At 60.8% G+C, this 17,055-nt stretch carries 14 protein-coding genes and 2 pseudogenes; 9 read left to right on the forward strand and 7 right to left on the reverse strand.

What is annotated here, in order from left to right; translation table 11 throughout:
• Positions 1 to 642 precede the first annotated feature (642 nt).
• The gene (locus tag BM345_RS30900) at positions 643 to 945 is read right to left on the reverse strand and encodes a helix-turn-helix domain-containing protein (protein ID WP_368086508.1); all 303 of its coding nucleotides are present in this window, start codon (positions 943 to 945) and stop codon (positions 643 to 645) included.
• On the opposite strand from BM345_RS30900, the gene BM345_RS29950 reads away from it, so the two are divergent.
• Together BM345_RS29950 and BM345_RS30330 are read left to right on the forward strand one after the other, a co-directional pair.
• Complete coding sequence (locus tag BM345_RS29950; RefSeq protein WP_139237652.1) at positions 944 to 1,396, forward strand: hypothetical protein; 453 nt, start codon at positions 944 to 946, stop codon at positions 1,394 to 1,396. The two genes, BM345_RS30900 and BM345_RS29950, sit on opposite strands and share 2 nt — an antisense overlap.
• Before the next feature lie 870 nt (positions 1,397 to 2,266).
• Complete coding sequence (locus BM345_RS30330; RefSeq protein ID WP_175545190.1) at positions 2,267 to 2,437, forward strand: hypothetical protein; 171 nt, start codon at positions 2,267 to 2,269, stop codon at positions 2,435 to 2,437.
• A gap of 88 nt (positions 2,438 to 2,525) precedes the next feature.
• Here the strand turns inward: BM345_RS30330 and BM345_RS30705 are convergent.
• A pseudogene (locus tag BM345_RS30705) lies at positions 2,526 to 2,772 on the reverse strand (slipin family protein); the annotation flags it as partial.
• A gap of 64 nt (positions 2,773 to 2,836) precedes the next feature.
• Positions 2,837 to 3,346: a hypothetical protein gene (locus BM345_RS30335; protein ID WP_175545191.1), complete on the reverse strand. Its 510-nt coding sequence runs from the start codon at positions 3,344 to 3,346 to the stop codon at positions 2,837 to 2,839.
• Positions 3,347 to 3,415: 69 nt separating this feature from the next.
• Here BM345_RS30335 and BM345_RS28185 point away from each other — a divergent pair, with 69 nt between their 5' ends.
• Positions 3,416 to 4,297 (forward strand): hypothetical protein, encoded by an 882-nt coding sequence (locus BM345_RS28185; RefSeq protein WP_093386794.1) that lies wholly within the window; start codon positions 3,416 to 3,418, stop codon positions 4,295 to 4,297.
• Between the two features lie 112 nt (positions 4,298 to 4,409).
• Here BM345_RS28185 and BM345_RS28190 read toward each other — a convergent pair whose 3' ends face one another.
• A complete protein-coding gene (locus tag BM345_RS28190; protein WP_093386797.1) occupies positions 4,410 to 5,759 on the reverse strand; it encodes a replication initiation protein in 1,350 nt (449 codons plus the stop codon).
• Between the two features lie 499 nt (positions 5,760 to 6,258).
• On the opposite strand from BM345_RS28190, the gene BM345_RS28195 reads away from it, so the two are divergent.
• Together BM345_RS28195 and BM345_RS28200 are read left to right on the forward strand one after the other, a co-directional pair.
• Entirely contained in the window at positions 6,259 to 7,491 is a 1,233-nt protein-coding gene (locus BM345_RS28195) for an AAA family ATPase (protein ID WP_093386799.1), read from the forward strand.
• A gap of 435 nt (positions 7,492 to 7,926) precedes the next feature.
• Positions 7,927 to 8,817, forward strand: a complete 891-nt coding sequence (locus BM345_RS28200) for a ParB/RepB/Spo0J family partition protein (protein WP_254790038.1) — start codon at positions 7,927 to 7,929, stop codon at positions 8,815 to 8,817.
• A 264-nt stretch (positions 8,818 to 9,081) separates the two neighbouring features.
• Here BM345_RS28200 and BM345_RS28205 read toward each other — a convergent pair whose 3' ends face one another.
• Entirely contained in the window at positions 9,082 to 10,374 is a 1,293-nt protein-coding gene (locus BM345_RS28205) for a hypothetical protein (protein ID WP_139237653.1), read from the reverse strand.
• 237 nt (positions 10,375 to 10,611) lie between these two features.
• On the opposite strand from BM345_RS28205, the gene BM345_RS28210 reads away from it, so the two are divergent.
• The 4 genes from BM345_RS28210 (at position 10,612) to BM345_RS28225 (ending at position 15,051) form a co-directional block, all read left to right on the forward strand.
• Positions 10,612 to 12,597, forward strand: a complete 1,986-nt coding sequence (locus BM345_RS28210) for a phage integrase family protein (protein ID WP_093386806.1) — start codon at positions 10,612 to 10,614, stop codon at positions 12,595 to 12,597.
• Between the two features lie 204 nt (positions 12,598 to 12,801).
• Positions 12,802 to 13,200, forward strand: coding sequence for a hypothetical protein (locus BM345_RS28215; protein WP_093386808.1), 399 nt, complete (start codon positions 12,802 to 12,804; stop codon positions 13,198 to 13,200).
• A gap of 242 nt (positions 13,201 to 13,442) precedes the next feature.
• Positions 13,443 to 14,183 carry an RES family NAD+ phosphorylase gene (locus BM345_RS28220; protein WP_175545192.1) on the forward strand — a complete coding sequence of 247 codons (741 nt, stop codon included), beginning with the start codon at positions 13,443 to 13,445 and terminating at the stop codon, positions 14,181 to 14,183.
• 22 nt (positions 14,184 to 14,205) lie between these two features.
• On the forward strand, positions 14,206 to 15,051 hold the full coding sequence (locus tag BM345_RS28225) for a DUF6216 family protein (RefSeq protein WP_093386813.1): 846 nt from the start codon (positions 14,206 to 14,208) through the stop codon (positions 15,049 to 15,051).
• A 196-nt stretch (positions 15,052 to 15,247) separates the two neighbouring features.
• Here BM345_RS28225 and BM345_RS30340 read toward each other — a convergent pair whose 3' ends face one another.
• Positions 15,248 to 16,825, reverse strand: coding sequence for a hypothetical protein (locus BM345_RS30340; RefSeq protein WP_175545189.1), 1,578 nt, complete (start codon positions 16,823 to 16,825; stop codon positions 15,248 to 15,250).
• Positions 16,826 to 16,897: pseudogene (locus BM345_RS30905) on the reverse strand (SEC-C metal-binding domain-containing protein); the annotation flags it as partial.
• Between the last annotated feature and the right edge of the window lie 158 nt (positions 16,898 to 17,055).

Below are 17,055 nucleotides of genomic sequence, written 5' to 3' on the forward strand. Positions count from 1 at the left end.
TACTGCGCCCACTCGGCTGTCTGCAGTGGCACGTTGAGTACCGTGCATCTCAGCCTTCTCCGGGCTGGACCTACACCACGGAATGGGACACGACCATCAGCTGGAGATTCGAAGGTCTGCTGGTGAGATTCGGACATCATCGGTTCGTGTCCGACTGACCCGGAACTTGTCCGAATAGAGCAAGAACTGATTTGGTGCCTGCTTGAACACGGGAGTCGGCCGACACAAACCTCCATATCAGATGCCCTCATCCGCGACACGCCTGGCCCATTCATCTTCGCGTTTCCATGAGCTGATGCCTCTACGGTCGCGATAAATCGCGTTCCCATGTTCATGGCTTCAGCGCCCAGTGCAAGGGCAGCGACGAGTGAGCGGCCAGCTTCAGCCAAGCTATCGGTGACGCCTCGTTCCAGAGCCGCAGACGACTGGAGCAAAAGGATCATTGCAGCAACAGATCGGGCGGCGATGGACGAAAACTTCCGCAAGGAGTTGGCCAAAAACATCCGTTAGCTGCGGCTCCAATTTGGCACTGAACACGACGGGGCTTCTCGTGCCAGGCCGCGTTTTTCAAGCACTGCATCGATCCCAGGATCGCATTTAGTTCAGAACAAGCCTCGCCAGACTGCAGGCACGTCCGGGACGCTAGAGGCCTGCCTCGGAAAGCACCTCAGAAAGCGCAACTCCGATGCCGCGAGCAATCTGCACGAGCGTCATCACCCCCGGGTTCTGGGTACCGCGTTCGATGCTACTCATGAAGGACCGATCGATCCCACTGCGATGAGCGAGCTCCTCTTGAGAGATTCTTCGAGCAGATCGCATAGATCGAATTGCTTCTCCCAAAGCAATCAGCGCCGGATCGAGCGCATGCTTGGGAGAGGGTTTTGGCATCGACGAATCGTCGAGTCTTGAGTACGATCGCACCACGGACGATCTTCCACACACCATGTTCAAAGTTGATGCACGTTACCAAGTCGAACTGCCATTCCTGCTCGCCGAGGAGAATTCGGCGCAGCATTGGGTCATCGAGCAATGCTTCAATCATCCCCTATGGCAAATTCAAGTCCTTTCGCCGACCAGCAAGCACGGTAAAAAATCTCAATTCTGGACGAGATTGCTTGTGACGAGTGCTGATCACGCGCTCGGGGTTCTGCTCGGTGAAGCTTGGGAATGCGCCGAGGCAACGCTTGTTGTACCTGGTTATATGAACGGGAGCGGAGGCCCCGTTCTGGCGAAATGCATTGCCATATGGGAATGTGAAGATGTTCACTCAAAGGGCCGCACAGCTTGGCTTGTGCATACCGATCAAGGCGATTTTATGGATCCCTACCATGGTGTACAGAAAGTCGATTTCAAAGCGAAGGAGTTGAAATGGCAAAGCCCACCGCAACCCACTTGAATTCCACACGTCCGTGGGTGCGCTCGAAAGGCTCGGGCATGTCCCGAACTTTTCTTGTACAGGAGGCGGCAGTTGACCGGTTGCGGGACGAGGATCGTCGCCATCGGCTAACTCGCGAAGGTCTTGACAGCGTCGACGCAGGCCGGGTCGTGGATCATGCACTGGTGCAAACTTGGGCGAGGAGCCTCAGCTCCGCAGAGCCGATTCGGCGCCCCTCCTCTTGCTCATCAGGTTCGAAGGCGTAGCCGCCTAAGGGGTCTCAAAGGCGCCGCCTTTGGCACAGATATTTTGCGGCGGCGTAGCCGACTGTAAACATACTAATCGTGCCTGCCTTCTACCAAACCCGAGTTGCTGCTGGAAACCATGTTTTTTTGTGACCAGGCATCCCCGGGTTCCACTGGGTTCCACTGGGTTCCACTGGGTTCCACTATTTCGCAGGATTCAGGCGCTTCCCTGGGATTCCCCGGGATTTTGCGGGACGCGACACGAATCGCTGGGCAAAAGTCGCCCGAAGTCTGCATATCCGGCCGCTGCAGACCTGCGACGCGCTGCGATTCTTCGCGCGGCTGTGCGACAAGGTGCGAGAGCCTGCGAAAACGTGCGAAAACATGCGAAAACGTGCGAAAACCTGCGAGACTGCGCGAGAAAGGTCTGCAGCCGAATTGCGAGAAACCTTGGTGAACGCCTTCACACTTCTCTCGTGGATAGGAGAGCAGCCGTGCATCAATGCGACGTCGTTTTGCTGCGTAGCCACACGGAGAGGTTGAAAACGTTGCAGCGGAAGGCGTTCGGCGTTGGATGGCGGTCCACGTTGCTGAGCGGCTGCGCATTGTGCATTCCTAGCCCCGATTAACGCTCGAGAGATTACAAATGACCAACCAGATCCCCATTAAAACGCCCGTGCCCACCGCGCCGCCTCCCGAAAACAAGCGGCGACCTTCTTCAGTCGTTGAGGAGTGGAGCAAGAGAGTTATCGAATTGACAAATAGAGCGGCAACAGACGAGGAATATCGAAAAGAGCTGGCCAAGAGAATTAGATAGCTGGAGGTGCGTTAGGCCCGGCAGCCAAAGGCGCCTGCCCCACGCCGGAACCGACCCGGTCCCGACTAGGAAAGCAAATTTGGCGTGATCAAGGCGAGACCAGCTTTACTAGGCGGTTGAACACTTGGGCCAGACCACCCGAACGCGGAGATCTTGTCGATGCGCTCAGGGATCCGCTCCAGCGTCGCCAGCTCCTTCAGGCGCAGGGCGACCGGGTTGTCGTCCATTGCCTTGGCCGTGTTGAGCAGCGAGCGTGTCGCAGCGGTCCCCCCACGGGGTCGGATCACGCTGTCCTCCGCCTACTCGCCGGCCTCGACCAACTGCGCTAGCCGAGTGCCAGCAGCCCGGCGCCACGGGCGCAGCGGTGTCGCTCGCGCACGGGCTCAACGTCAACCCGGTTCACAAGTGGCTCAACGGCAAGGGCTTAAAGCGTGCGGGCTTGTCGACGCCACGCGCGGTCACACCGCGAGCGCATGTCGAGTCGACGAGTCCCGCCACGTCGACATCACCGCCGACGCTGCGCTTCGTGCCGGTGGAACTGCCTCGGCCGACACCGAGGTTGCTCCGGTGGTCGATCGTTGCGCCGCGGCCCGCGCCTGCGCCGAGGCCGAGATCCACATCGAACTGCAACGCGGAGAGACTCGCTTGACGGTGCAAATGGCCCAGCTCGCAGGCGGCGCACTGCGCGGCATGGCTGGGCGAGGTGGCTGCGGCGGCGCTGAAGTGATCCGCATCGACGAGGTGTGGCTGTGCGCGCAGCCCCCAGGAGGCAAGCGAACCGCGCAGCGCCAGGCGCGAAGGCCGCAGGACCGTAACCGGAAGCAGCCTTGTGGAGGCACGACGGGCCCGGGGCAGCCCGGCTGCGCTACCGAGGCGCCTCATGAAAAATGACGCGTCCACCAATTCCAAATTCACTCCACACCGCAAGGATGCCTCACTATCATCGCGCTCCAGTTCCGAGACTCAAGGGGCACGAAGATGGGCAGCTACCTCGCCAAGCAACCGGACACGGGCCGCGCGGTGGACCAGCGCGAGCTGACACCGACCGACGTCAACAGGTGGATGAACCTGCTCGACGGCAGCCGGCCGGGACAGGTCAACGTGCAGGCGTCCGATCTTTCCATCATTGACATGGACTACTACGGCGCTGCGGAGGGCGGCTACCTCAGCACCTGGGGCCAGACCGGTTGCACTGTCATCATGGCGATGCAGCACGTCGGGGCCACGGGCTGCTGGGCCTACTTCAGCCATGTCAACAGTTCCGTGATCGACGGCGCGCTCGCCCACGCCTGCCACTGCGCCTACCAGTTGGCCAACTCCGACGACATCATGTTTGTCATGATGGGCGGTCCGGGCGGATCCCTCACCTACAAGAAGCTTCTCCAGTGCATCAAGCCACTGGGAGACCGGTGGCGTTACCTGGTGCTCACCAAGCCCGAGAACGGCCTGGAAGAGTCGGTCTTCCACGTCCAGTCCGGTTGCCTGGCCCTGACCTCGCAGCTGGTTGGGCAAGCGCACAGTGAAAAGAAGCAGTTCCCCGGCTTCCATCCGCAGAAGGTCCCCTCCCCTGCTCCCAGGCTCGCCAAGCGAATCACGGGCCACAAGGACTTCGACGAGGCAATCAAGGGCGCCATCTCCCGGGAGGACATGTGGATCAGCCTGGGCGTTGAATGCGGCCACCTGCCCCCCGGCCTGCCTGCCGAAAGCGATCTCACGGCAGGCGCCAAGTGGATCGCGAACAAGCAGAACCTCTTGACGCTGCTCACCCACCTGTCGAAGCAATCCATGTACAAGGGGCTCGTCCTTGACAAGGCGGCCGAAGGGCTGCTTCAGCACGTACTGAGCCTCCCGGAAAGCTGACATGGCGTCGTTGCTGCATTTGGCGCCAGGCCCATGCGTTTTGGCCCTTTCCCCGACCCTTCGATGGATCGTGGGTCGGTCGGATCTGTGATCAAGCGCCCCGAAGCCGCCCTCAGATTCCGGCAACCCCTCGCGAAAGCGCGAAGTCGAGCAACTCCCGGTCAGTCACCGGCGCTGGCCATGTGGTGTTCGCAACCCACTTGAAGAATGCCGAACTGGCGACCCGGCTGGCCGGGCCGTCCTTGCGCCAGGAACGCGCGATCGGCGCGGCAAGTTTCTCGACCTCTGACTCGTCAAAGCGAGCCCGAAGCTCCTCCTGCTGCTGCGCCGACATCTCCTTGAACATGTCCCGCGCCTCTTGCATCCGATCCTTCTGCCACAGCTCCCGAAGACGCTGCAGGCGCTCTGCATCAGACTCCTGGGCCGCACTGCCCTCCCCTGCCCGCGGCGACGGGAGCGTCGGGGCGGCTGCCTCCTTCGTCCCGGCGTAACCCTTCTTCAGGGCGTCCTTCAGGTAGGCGCCTGGTGATTTCAGCTCGGGCAGGCTTTGGTTGCGAAGTCGCTGCTGCACATGATCGATGGCGGCACGGATCTGCCCTTCGTCCGTCGTGGCGTAGAGGTCCTGCGCTTCTTCCTGCTTCAGGCCCAGGGCAATCAATTGCCCCACCAGTTCCAGGTCGAACACGTTGCGGGTCGACTCGTCGATCTCGCCGATCCGCTGCTGCACCCGGGGCACCACGCGAAACTGGATGTCCTCGATCTTGCGGCCGCTCTTGTGCTCGATCAGCTCCAGGCTGAAGTCCTCGCAAAGCGCCTCGACCTCGGCGAGCGCCTTGGCGATCACGTCCCGCTTGAAGAAGCGGTAGTCGACCTCGGTGAGGTCGCTGCGCCCGGTGAGCACCGACGCCCACCAGAGAACGTCCTCTCGCATCGTCAGCTTCCCAGGCGAGGTGAGGTACCGCGCTCCGATCTCGTAGAGCACCGCTGCCGAGTAGCTGCGCATCTGGCCGCTCATTTCCAGGAGGACACGCGTGTACTGGTGCGGCCGCACCAGTCTTTCCTTGATCTCTTCCGGATAGCGCCATGTCACGAAACAGGGTCGACCCCTGCCCTGTTCCTCGATGGTGACCGTGCCGATGAGCTGAGTGGACACCCAGCGCTGCCCGCCGGCCGAACTGGTGGACCACTCGATGGTGGTCGCCTGCATGTCTCGCAAGTGCGACTTCAGCAGTTCGGTGTTCTTGGAGTTGAAGTGCGCATCACCGATCAGTTCACTCAACGACAGCCGGTAGACGGGCTCGTCGACGCCCTGGCGCTGCGAGTGATACAGCAGCGCGTTGTAGATACGGCGCGAAAGCAATGTCAGTCGGCCGCGCTTGGGACGGATTGCGATCGCTTCGTTTGCCTTCGCGAGCGTCTGTTCGTCAGACATCCTCGCTTTGGGCTTTTCATTGTTCTCCATCACTCCCAATCATGCGGAAGCATTGTGATTGAGTCAATTCACAATAGAAAAACTGCCCCGCCTTGATTCTTTTGAATACAACACTTGAGAATCTTTGAGAGTTTGGGGCTCTGGATTCTTCATGCGGGACAAGGGGTTAGCTCATGTATGGTGAGTGGATATGGGGTTTGATGTGAGATCGTTTGGGATTTGATGTGAGCTTCTATGGGGTTTGGGCGCTCTTGGCGTGAGGCTCACTGGGGATCAGTGTGAGTGGATATGGGGTTTCGGCGCCCTTCTCTGCCCTCGATTGTCCCGGGTCGGCCGATCCAGCGCCGTTTTGACATCCACGAGGGCTTCATAGCTCGCGTATCGCAGTCCAGCTCATCACCAACTACCGAGGTTCCCCAATTCACCTCACATTTTGCGCGTGCGAAATATTTCGAGTTCGCAGCATGTTGGAGATTAGACGGATTCCCATAGAATCGCTGGAAAACGTCGAATCAAGGTGATAAGAACCATGGCTGTCCCCTCCTCCCAACTCCTTGGCAACCCGGTTGCCACTGGCCAAGAACCCCGGTCGGCCACCATTGATATGGCCCGCATCGCGTCGCTCGCTACCCGTGCTGGCTCAATGGTAGAGCAGATTCGCGGCCGACTGCTGGCTCCCGAAGCCCGCAAGACCGCCCCGACCTACAGCACCGCTCAGCTGGCTGCACTATGCGGCGTCGATAAGGCGCACATTTCGTATCGGATCACCAAGGATGACTTGCCCGCTGGGCGGCTGACGCCCGCGGGGGGAAAGCGGATCTTCGAGCTGTCGGAGATGCGCAGCTGGACCCGAGCCTATCGCGAGGACAAGATGCGTCCGGCTGGCAAGAAGGCCATCACTATTTCAGTCGGCAACTTCAAGGGAGGCGTCGCCAAGACGACGACCTCGATGGTCCTCGCCCAGGGCCTGAGCCTTCGCGGTCATCGCGTCCTGGCCATAGACACAGATCCCCAGGGTTCGCTGACCACGCTTCATGGACTTCTACCCGAGGCCGAGATTTCGGAAGAGATGACCATTGGTCCGCTATGCGACGGTACCGAGTCGGACATTCGCTACGCGATCCGCTCAACCTATTGGGATGGCATCGACCTCGTGGCTGCCGCGCCCTTTCTTTTCTCGGCCGAATTTGCCCTCCCGGCTCGCCAGATGCAGGAGAGCAGCGTCGAGTTCTGGAATGTGCTGAACGACGGACTGGAGAGCGTTCGGGACCTTTACGACGTGATCGTCATCGATACGCCGCCTTCCCTGTCGTACGTCACCATCAACGCCCTTTGGGCGTCCAACGGCATCGTCGTTCCGGTACCGCCTTCGGGCCTGGATTTCGCGTCGTCAGCGCAGTTCTGGTCCTTGCTCGCAGACCTCGGATCGAACCTGGATAAGCAGGGCAAGGGTGCTCGCAAGAAGGCCTTTGACTTCCTCCACGTGCTGCTAAGCCGCGTAGACCAGGCAGACCCAGCAATGCCTGCCGTCAGGCAGTGGATCCAGGCGACGTATGGCGAGTACACCTTGCCAGTTGAGATCCCCAAAACGAGCGTCACGAGCAACAAAGCGGCGGAATTCGCAACGGTCTACGACGTTCAGAAATACGAGGGGGCAGCCAAGACCTACAAGCGGGCTGTCGATGCCTATGACGCGTTCGTCGACTTGGTCGAGCAATCGGTGGTTGGCGCTTGGCACGAGCCGGCCGGGGGAGGGCGCTGACGTGATGGGTATGCTGACTGGCAACCCGGTTGCCACCGTCGGAGCTGGCAACCCGGTTGCCACCGTCGGAGCTGGCAACCCGGTTGCCACCGTCGGAGCTGGCAACCCGGTTGCCAGGGCCTGCCACACACCAAAGGTATGCCGGCGCAGGGTACAGCGCCGCAATACTCCCCAAACAACCCGCCACGCCGGGTACTGGCAACCCGGTTGCCACTGACTGGAGAAACAAGAATGAGCAACACCAGAAAGCGTCTTGAAGCCCTAACGGCCGGACTGTCCCTTCCAGATCTGGCGCCGAAGGAAGCACAAAAGTCCACCGCACCCGGGCCGGCGCAAGGGGAGGACGAACCAATGCCAGCCCCTCGCGGGGAACCTGAAATCAAGTTTCCGCCAGCTAGGCCGATCATGGGACAGCCCCGCACTGGACCAGGCCAAATGCTCGCCTTCCGCGGTCAGATGCAAGCGGTCGAGGGAGAACTCTCGACCCTTCGCGAAAAGCTAAGCTTGCACCAGGACTCCCTGCCGACCAAGCGGCTGGATCCCCAACTCATCGAGCCGAGCCACTGGGCCAACCGGCATGGAGACAGCTTCAAGACGGCAGAGTTTGCTGGCCTCAAGGCAGACATCGAGAAGGCTGGCGGAAATGTCCAGCCGATTCTGGTCAGGCCCCTGAGCCAGAAGGAAGGTCGCTACGAACTTGTATTCGGCCATCGGCGACACCGTGCCTCTCTCGAGCTCGGGATCCCGGTCCTCGCCATGATTTGGACCGACGACCTGGCCGACGCCGAATTGTTCGCCGCCATGGATCGCGAGAACCGCGAGCGTGAAGACTTGTCGCCATACGAGCAAGGCTCGATGTACCGTCGCGCACTGGAGGAGGGCCTGTTCCCGACCCAGCGGCGCATGGCTGAGCAACTCGGGGTAAGCCACACCTGGATCCAGAAAACGCTACGGGTGGCCCAACTTCCTCCCGCTATTCTGGAGTGTTTCAAGAGCCCGCTGGATGTCACCTGCAGGCAGGCTGAAGTCATTCAGGCCAGCCTGGACAAAGACGGGAGAGGCGTGCTCAAGCGCGCAGAAAAGCTCCGCGGCCAGCAACTGGCCGCCAGTGCGGTCGTCAGCCGGCTGCTGGACAACAAGCCCGCCGCAAAGGCCCAGCAGATGGACGTCAGGGCAGGGGACAAGCTCATCGGGAAGGCAACGCTCGCCCCGGATGGTGGAATGACGATCGATCTCAAGGGCGCCGCAGTCGGCAGCGCTTCCAACGATGAAATCCTCCAGGCAGTGCGAGCGATCCTAGATAAATTCAACCGGACTGCGGGCTAGTGTGAGATCCGTTGGGGTTTGCTTTGGCCCCAGCGGCCCGCGGGCGATTCGGCAAACGGCGTTACAGACCATTGCCGCGATTCTCCTCGACGGCCTCCGCGCTTACAGCGGGGGAACTTGCGGCACAGGTACAATGGACCGTGCTCACAGGCCGTTCTTTCGGCTGATTGACTCTCGAACAGAGAGCGTTACATTAACGTCTGCAACTGCCATAGAGAGCTTTGATGATGATGATGATCGAACCCCGCCCCGTCTACTGAGAACCTATCCCTCGACCTCCTCCCGCTGGATCGCTTCGAGGGCGGCCTTCAGTTCCTTCTTGTCCGCAAAGATCGCAGCAACGTCTTCGTCCTTGAGGATGGCAAGAGCTTGTCGTGTGGTCATGTATCCCTGCATCATCTCCAGAGTCTTGATGCATAGGTCGAGCGATCGATCAACGCGAGTTTTCTGGTAGTGCAAGTAGGCGATGCAGGCGAGATTGCGGTGGTGATCAAATCTCGCATGGTCTGCGATGTCTCGGCAGGCATCCTCTTGATAAGGAAGCGCTTTCTCGTAGTCGCGCCTGAAGTAGTAAATCATCGCCCGCGAACTCTGTGCCCAACAAAGCGCGCGAGGACTGGGGATTTTCTTTGCGTATTCATCGCAACCGTGCAACATGCGCAAGAGACTGGCCTCGAGCTCGTCATCAATTAGGGAAACGGCCTGATTCTCCGGAGTACGCTTCGAGGTGACGTGGGCGTTGAAGAGATTGGCGTAGCCGCACATGTTGATTCCGAGCAGGGCTGCGTATTGGGACCGCTCAGCGTTCTCCTTCTCGAGCCTCGAGATGGCTTCCGACAGGATTTGATCCCCCTTTGTCGCGATCCCGGCGGTCGCCTCTGTCAGGGCTGATTCAAACCGCTGACCGCTTTCCCTTTTCAGTCGCTTGACCGATTTGTCGAGGATCCTGGTGCCTTTGGCGGCCAAGTCGCTCTGTGCCTTGTTCAACGCACCCTCGGCCATCTCCTTGGTGCGCTCGCGTATCCCTTGCATCTCGCGATACCCGAAGAATGCCGCGACTCCTAAGCAGATCGTCAGGAGTACTCCCGCAGCGACCAGAAGGGCGCTCCACAACTCCAATGTCTTTTCGGCGTGCTTCTGGCCGTCTTGGGCTGCCGAAATGGCCTTCTCCGCGACCTCCTTGATCCTTGTGACGGCGGCGGCGTTCTCCGCTACGGCATTGCTTGCAAGGGTCTGGATGTTCTTGAGCGCGGCCTCGTGTTCCTCTTGCGCTGTCTTGGCCGCCGCTCGAGTTTGCTCGATCGTCGCCTCGTGCCGTCTCCTGGTCTCCTCAAGAATCTGCAGTTGAAGCGCGGTCAGGCCGGGGCCCGCCGGCGCGGTGCTGCTTCTTCGCTGCGCGGCCGGAGAGGAGGGGGTGGGGGCAGGCAGCATCTGCACTTGGACGACGTACGGCCGATCGGCGGGCGGAGCGCTAGGTTGAGCGGGATTTTGTGCTCTGGCGAACAGACTCACTGTGAGCAGCGCTGCAAGGGCCACTGAACCGCGTCGAACGCTCATGGCATTTCCCGAGTGAAGGAGGTGCTCAAGCGTAGCGTGAACGCCCGCCGCGGGATACATCCGAATACTTGTAATCGAAAAATCTCTATCCTGATAAGATTAGTTATCAGGAATCAAAAGAGTGCAGACGATCCTTCAATCCGCAAAAGGCGGTGCGTGCATGCTAGCGGTGCGACTCGTACCTGAGGCGTGTCTGCCCACCGTCCCTAGTCTCCTGAAAAGCCGCTGAAAGGAAAAATGCGACCGACCGCTGCGCAGCGCCGTCAAAGAAAACTTTCTTCGGCGCATTTCGCTTTCGTGCGGGCGCTGATCCAGGGGGTGGAGCCCGCGCGGGCGTTTGCGCAGTACCTCCAATTGGAAGGCGAGGCGAGCGATCTGCGCCTCGTGAAAAAAACCATCCGGTGGATCCGCGACGAGATCGCCGCGGCCGCGCGGCGCGAGAAGCGGCCGGGAACCGCGCGCCTGGTGCTCATGGATTTACAGAGCCTCGGCGCGGCGCGGGCCGTCGCGGAGGCGCTGCCGACGCTGGCCGAGTTCGCCGCCGCGCAGGGGCTGGAGGATTTCTCCGAAGAAGAGCAGCTGGAGGCCTACGCGAGCGCCTACCCGCAAGCGTCCAGCCGCAGCGCGGCGCCCGCGCGCCGCGAGCGGCTCATCCGCCGGCAGCTCGAGGCGATCACCTGGCTCGAGAAGAACGTCGCCCAGGCGCCCGCGCCTGGGGATCCGGTGGGGGCGTGGCTCAATCCGCTGCTGGCGGTGCGCCTGGAGAAATCGGGGCTGCCCACGCTCTTTACGCTGGCCGAGCGCATCAACGGCCTGGGCCTCACCTGGTACCGGGCCATCCCCGGGGTGGGGGCGCGCAAGGCCGAGCGGATCGTCACGTGGCTGCGCGAGCACGCCCTGTTCACCGGCCTGGTCCTTGGCGCCCACGTGGGGATTCCTCGCCGGCAGCTCAGCGCCCAGGCACTCGTCCAGGTGGTTTCACCAGCAACCGCCCTGGTCCCCCTGGAGAAGCTGCAGGTGCCCGCACACCTGTCCGGCGTGAACGGGCGGTATCGGGGGCCGCCGGCGCAGTGCCTGCTGGATGCGGCCGACGACTACCAGGCCGTGCTGGCCTGGCTCGCGTCCAAAAGGCGTGGCCCCGTGGGGGCCGGAGCCGCAGGGGAGGGCGCCACCCACCGGGCGTACCGCAAGGAGGCCGAGCGCCTGCTGCTGTGGTGCGTGCTCGAGAGGGAGAAGGCGCTGTCGTCGCTGAGCGTGGAGGACGCCAGTGCGTATGTGGCGTTCTTGCAGGCGCCGCCCACAGGGTGGTGTGGCAGCAAGGCGCATGGGCGCTGGTCGCCGCTGTGGCGGCCCATGGAGGGGGCGCTCAGCGATGCGGCGCTGCGCTACGCGCTGCGGGTGCTCACGGGGCTGTTCGATTTCTTGCGCGACCAGGCGTACCTGGTGGGCAATCCCTTCTCGGCGGTGGCCATGCCGGCCGATCCGCGCATGCGGCTGGGCTCGCAGCGGGCGCTCACCTTGAAGCAGTGGTTGCACCTGGTGCAGTGTCTCAAGAAAGAAACCACCGAACCGGGCCAGCGCCTGGCCCGGGCGGTGGCCTGGTTCTACGCGACGGGGCTGCGTTTGTCGGAACTTGCCGCGGCCAGCGTCGGGGACCTGCAGGTGGTGGAGTACGAGGAGCGGGAAGGGCAGGGCGGACAGAGCGGCGGGGGTCTGGTTCGCGGGTGGCTCCTGGGCGTGCGGGGCAAGGGCGGTAAGTGGCGTGAAGTCCCAGTGCCGCCAGCTCTGATCCGCGAACTCGAGGACGTGATGGCCCGGCATGGCTACGCCGGCGGGGTAGAGCGGTCCGAATACGCGCAGCTGCCGCTCATCGCCCGGTTCGAGGAAGCGTCGGCGGGGAAGGGCGGGGGTACGGACGGTGCCGCTGCGGGGCTGCGTTGGTCGACCAGTGGCCTGACCAAGGCGTTGAAGGCTTTCTTCGCGCGCGCGGCCCTGGAGCTCGACGGGCTGGACGCGCAGCGCTTGGTGACCGCCTCGGCCCACTGGCTGCGCCACACCCACGCCTCGCACACCCTCAACGGCGTGGGCGGGCGCCCCGCGGTGGCGCCGCAGGTGGTGCAGAACAACTTAGGGCACGCGAGCCTGGCCACGACCAGCGCCTACATGCACACCGAGCGGGATGCGCGACTGCGGGCAATGGGTAACTACTTCGGTCAGACCTGACTGCCGGCGCGGAACTGGTCACAGCACCAATATGTCAGTGCTCACTGCTGCTTCGGCAACCAGCTGTCCGCGCGTGGGCATGGTCGGCTCCGATGATATTGATCGGTCAAAACGTGGTTAATATGTGGTTCACCACTGTTGATGACCCGGTCTGAAATAGAATCACCGACTCACTACGAACTGCACTCGACCGCAGGCAGGCTCATGGCTACGACTATTGGACTTTTTGATTCCGTGCCAAAGGACGCCTTTCAATTCGGCTACGGAACTGACTTTGATGCCCGCAAGGTGTCCGAAGCTCTGCGCCTGAAAAAGGAAGACGTGTCGCACCTGGCGTCGGTGTCGGTCAAGTCGGTTCGATATGACGACGCCATCCCGGAGCAAGTGCGCGAGCGCTTGGCGGAGATCGCAAACACCATGAACTTGGTGGCAGCAACGTTCGATGGCGACGTGGCCAAAGCGGCAACCTGGTTCCTCACCCGCAATCCGTTGCTTGGCGACGTCGCGCCTCGCGACATGATTCGTTTGGGTCGCTACGAGCGACTGCGCCGCTTCATCATCAATGCGATGCGTGAGCGCGAGCCGCAGCGCTACGCAGCCTGACGTCTCGTTCCTCCCGAGACGTGCCGAAAAGAAAAATACCATCCGCCGCTCCCGCGCCGACGCCAGGTCTTCCTGGACTTCTCGAGCTGGACCGCTTCAGCGCTGCTACGCTTGAAAAGTGGACCGAGGCCTCTCGCGACATTGATCAGCTGAGTGCCTCCTTGTTCTTCGGAACTGAACCCGAGCGCAGAAGGTATCGGGAAGACCTCATCACCGCACTCAGGTCAGCGCCCCCAACACCGTTGGAGTTCACTTCCTGGGTCAGGATCGTCACCTATCGGTATGGCTTGGCCCCTTTGTCGAGCGCGGGCAGCCTTCATGGCGTAGGCGGGCGCTTTAATGCGGGTACCGACCTGGACGATCAGACACTCAAGGCTTGGCCGTGCCTGTACATCGCGCAAGACTATGAGACAGCCTTCCGGGAGAAGTTTCAGCTGGCCACAGGCGACAACTTGGGAGGCCTCACCGCGCTGGACCTGGCGCTCACTCCGAACGCCAGTCATTCCACCGTGGTGCTGCGCGGCCAGTTGGCCAACGTCTTTGCGTTGAACGATGACAAGGCGCTCAACGCGGTCTGCAGGGTGTTGAGGCGCATCAAGATGCCCGAGGCGGCCGTGCGGTTGCAAAAGAGGTTGAAGATCTCCAGCCGCGACAACTACATGATCCGCTCGCCGTTCCAATTGAAGCGAGCGCTCCTGGCGCAAAACTGGCGACTGCAGCCCGTGCAGTTCGGCATGCCCGCTCCGAGCCAGATCTTTGCGGAGCTGATTCGTGCAGCCGGTTTTGAAGGTGTGCTGTACGAAAGCACCAAAGGGCCCGGTCAATGTCTGGCGATCTTTCCGGAGGCGCTGGAAGACGGATCGTACGTAGAGCTGGTCGATCCGGCGCCTGAACCCATCAAGCACACTCGATTGGATTGCACGAATTCTGATGCTCTCTCCGGCTGGGATGACGTTGCGAAGCAACTGCGACCCACAGCATAGGCGCTGAACAACTGGGTACCCCATGAACTCTGGATCCGTCTCGACGTTCTCTTCGCTTGCGCCGCTGCTGATTGCACTCGTGCCTCTTGTTGCGTTTGGCCTAGTGTGGTGGAGGACGGGGTCCCTGTACCTCCCGCTCAACCGGCTGTGGCAACTCATTTATGGAGGCCAGGATGTCCAGGACTCGGAGATCAAGGCGCTCATCGCTCAGCAGAATGACAGGATGCGGTTCCGCCTGGCGTTTCGGATCCCAGTGGCCTCCATGGCGCAGCTCCGCAAACTTCAAGCTTGGGCTGGGGCGCACAGGCTCGAGATGCATGAGATCGGCGAATGCGGCCCGTTCTTCCTAGTGGGCGACTTGAAGGTCAAACTTCCGTCGGCTTGGCGAGTCGTCCCTCAGGTGGCGCTCGTGCTGGTGCTCTTCCTGCCATTGCCGATCCTCCCCTGGCTGCTGGTCCAAGATCAAGTGCTCGTGAACCTTAGGGAGTCAGGGCGTTCGTTCCTGCTGGATGAATCGACGGCACGGCCAGTTTTCCCACTCGGCCCCCAACTCAGCAAGGCGGCTTGCGCGGCACGCAATGGTTTGCAGGACGATCGCGGGTTCAGCCCTGTCGAGCGAGACATTCTGTGCAAGGTTTTCATAGGTGACGGAACTGATGACGGTCGCACCAAAGCAGCCACGGAATTGACCAACTTCATTCAGGACGCCCTCACTTCCCAGCGGTGGAGTTTGGCGGCACTAGGAGCAATCCTCGCGATGAGCGTCACAGCGATCTGGTTGTGGCTGCGCGCATTCAGTGCGGCGAAGGATTTGCAACGGCGACTGCGTGCCTTTTCGAATGAGAGAGCAGAAGCTGGCTGCAGATGAACGGACGTCCAGGCAACGCCTTGCACCTGACACGCGTTAGGCTTGGAGGCACGTTCGCTACCTGCGGGAACGGTGCCTGCTCATGGCTTGAAAGTTCAGCGTCCTGATATCCGTTTTAGACTTGACTGGTTGCAGCCGATTGACGCAAACGCGCTTGAACTACGGCGCAATGGCGAATCGAACGTCTTTGATTGCGTCATTCATCCGCGGATGGCTTCGATCGAATCGGGCTAGCGGACCGCCATTTGGTATTAAGTGGAGGCTTGGGCGGAGGACCAACGTTCGCGAAGAGGCTGGTCGCATATCGCTCACATACCACTCTGGCCAACTCTGATTGGTCAAGCCCAGCCAAGGTGTCGAAGTCCTCTGCCCCTTTGAGGAGCTTCAATAGTTGCTCTTTCGAACTCTTGCTGTACGTCTCCATGAAGAAGTCGTAGAGGTCTAACGCCGTCTCGCACTTGCGTTCCCTAGATACTTCACCAAAGAACGTTGTTGGATGCCTCTTCCAGGCAGCAAGCTCTTCGTCGGAAAGAGCAGCTTTAATGATCAGTCCGCTTCCATCGTCGGTATTGACAGCACAAGCCGCCACCTTCTCGGCTTCCACTACTACTGCTGATGCGAGCACACCTTCAACTTCGTTGCCTTTTCCATCGGGGACCCGCAGTCGCTTTCCGATAGTCAACCTTGGTTGCTGCCCGCCGTCTGGAAACGCTAGTTCGGGGCTCTCGCCATCAAAAGTTGAAGGAATGCCCGAGTGCGTCCGCATCGACTCAAGCAGTGCGTGCATTTCCAGATGGGGTTGCCGCGCGTCTACTGCTGCGCGAATGGACGGGTAGACCTGATCCATCTTGAAATCGTTGATGTGAAATCCGTCGGCGATAGCAAGGAGCCGCCATTCAGTGCTATCCAACTGGTGTTCCCATGGGGTGTTGGTCATGAAGACGTATGCGGTCGGCAAGCGCTTTGCTTGTGGATCAAGAGTCTCGAATCGCCGCAGTAGGTCAAAGGCCCGTTGCAGATACGCCGGCACGGCATCACCAATCGATGGGTCAGGATTGTTCAGATCGATGAAAACAATACGTTGGTGGCCTGCGGTCTTGTTGAGTGCGCGTACCAACTGTCTTTGAACACGCCCACTTTCTGCGCGCTTTGCTTCAACAGAGAACTGCTTGCCCGTCGAACTTGTTGCTACGAACTCGCAGTGGGAAGAACTGCGATCATCCTCGTTCTCAAATGACAGCGAAAATCCAGCTCGCGTCAATATGGCGGCAACATGAACTTCGTAGCGAGCACCGGCGAAGAGATCTTGATTGCGGAGGCGATTGAGCAGCTTGGCTTGCAGATCAGCGTTGTGATCAAGTGCATAGAGGTCGTATGCGAGATGCATGTAGGCCGCGACTGCCCCAGTCATACGGCCAGTTGATACCTTTCCAGGCTCGTGAATGAAGACGCGTTGTTGCTCGCAGAGCTTCTGGTACCACTGCAGTATCGGGTGCCTTTGATCCAAGGGCTTCTTTAGTTCGGCATTGCCCCAATCAGCACCTGTGACGTTCTTGAGGTAGTAGATCAAGAAGTCGTGAAACGTTTTCCAGTTCTTCGAGTAGTGAAGGCGGTTGTTAACGGCAACAAACTGATAGCCGTTGCCCATTCTTGCCGCGATGATCGGCCTTCCCAGGCCCTGTTGCTCAACGCGCTGGTGCTCCTTCGCCTCATGGTTGGCCCGCATAGCAGGAATTGCAGAGGCGATGCCAGCCATGCGATCCAGAATGCTCAAGTTGCCATGGCACTTCTTGTACTTTCGGCCACTGCCGCAAGGACACGGGTCATTCCGTCCGATCTTGGCCATGCGTTCAGCGGGTGGTTGGCACCCTCGATGCTACCTGGTCGGTGCGGGCTCGACAGGTCTGCATTGCCACACCCGGCGATGGTCGCGGAGTATGAGCCCGCCGTTTGCTCACAGGCCCAGGCAGACAACAAGTGCGGCTTGATTTGCCAAGTGCGTAC

This window comes from Variovorax sp. OV329 (genome assembly GCF_900114785.1).
Taxonomy (GTDB): Bacteria; Pseudomonadota; Gammaproteobacteria; order Burkholderiales; family Burkholderiaceae_C; genus Variovorax.

Excerpts from the sequence above, each read along its gene's own strand:
- BM345_RS28205 (WP_139237653.1), bottom strand. The coding sequence starts at position 10,374 with ATGAGCGTTCGACGCGGTTCAGTGGCCCTTGCAGCGCTGCTCACAGTG.
- BM345_RS29950 (WP_139237652.1), top strand. The coding sequence starts at position 944 with ATGTTCAAAGTTGATGCACGTTACCAAGTCGAACTGCCATTCCTGCTC.
- BM345_RS28195 (WP_093386799.1), top strand. The coding sequence starts at position 6,259 with ATGGCTGTCCCCTCCTCCCAACTCCTTGGCAACCCGGTTGCCACTGGC.
- BM345_RS30330 (WP_175545190.1), top strand. The coding sequence starts at position 2,267 with ATGACCAACCAGATCCCCATTAAAACGCCCGTGCCCACCGCGCCGCCT.
- BM345_RS28215 (WP_093386808.1), top strand. The coding sequence starts at position 12,802 with ATGGCTACGACTATTGGACTTTTTGATTCCGTGCCAAAGGACGCCTTT.
- BM345_RS28185 (WP_093386794.1), top strand. The coding sequence starts at position 3,416 with ATGGGCAGCTACCTCGCCAAGCAACCGGACACGGGCCGCGCGGTGGAC.
- BM345_RS28200 (WP_254790038.1), top strand. The coding sequence starts at position 7,927 with ATGCTCGCCTTCCGCGGTCAGATGCAAGCGGTCGAGGGAGAACTCTCG.
- BM345_RS28210 (WP_093386806.1), top strand. The coding sequence starts at position 10,612 with ATGCGACCGACCGCTGCGCAGCGCCGTCAAAGAAAACTTTCTTCGGCG.
- BM345_RS30900 (WP_368086508.1), bottom strand. The coding sequence starts at position 945 with ATGGTGTGTGGAAGATCGTCCGTGGTGCGATCGTACTCAAGACTCGAC.
- BM345_RS28190 (WP_093386797.1), bottom strand. The coding sequence starts at position 5,759 with ATGGAGAACAATGAAAAGCCCAAAGCGAGGATGTCTGACGAACAGACG.
- BM345_RS28225 (WP_093386813.1), top strand. The coding sequence starts at position 14,206 with ATGAACTCTGGATCCGTCTCGACGTTCTCTTCGCTTGCGCCGCTGCTG.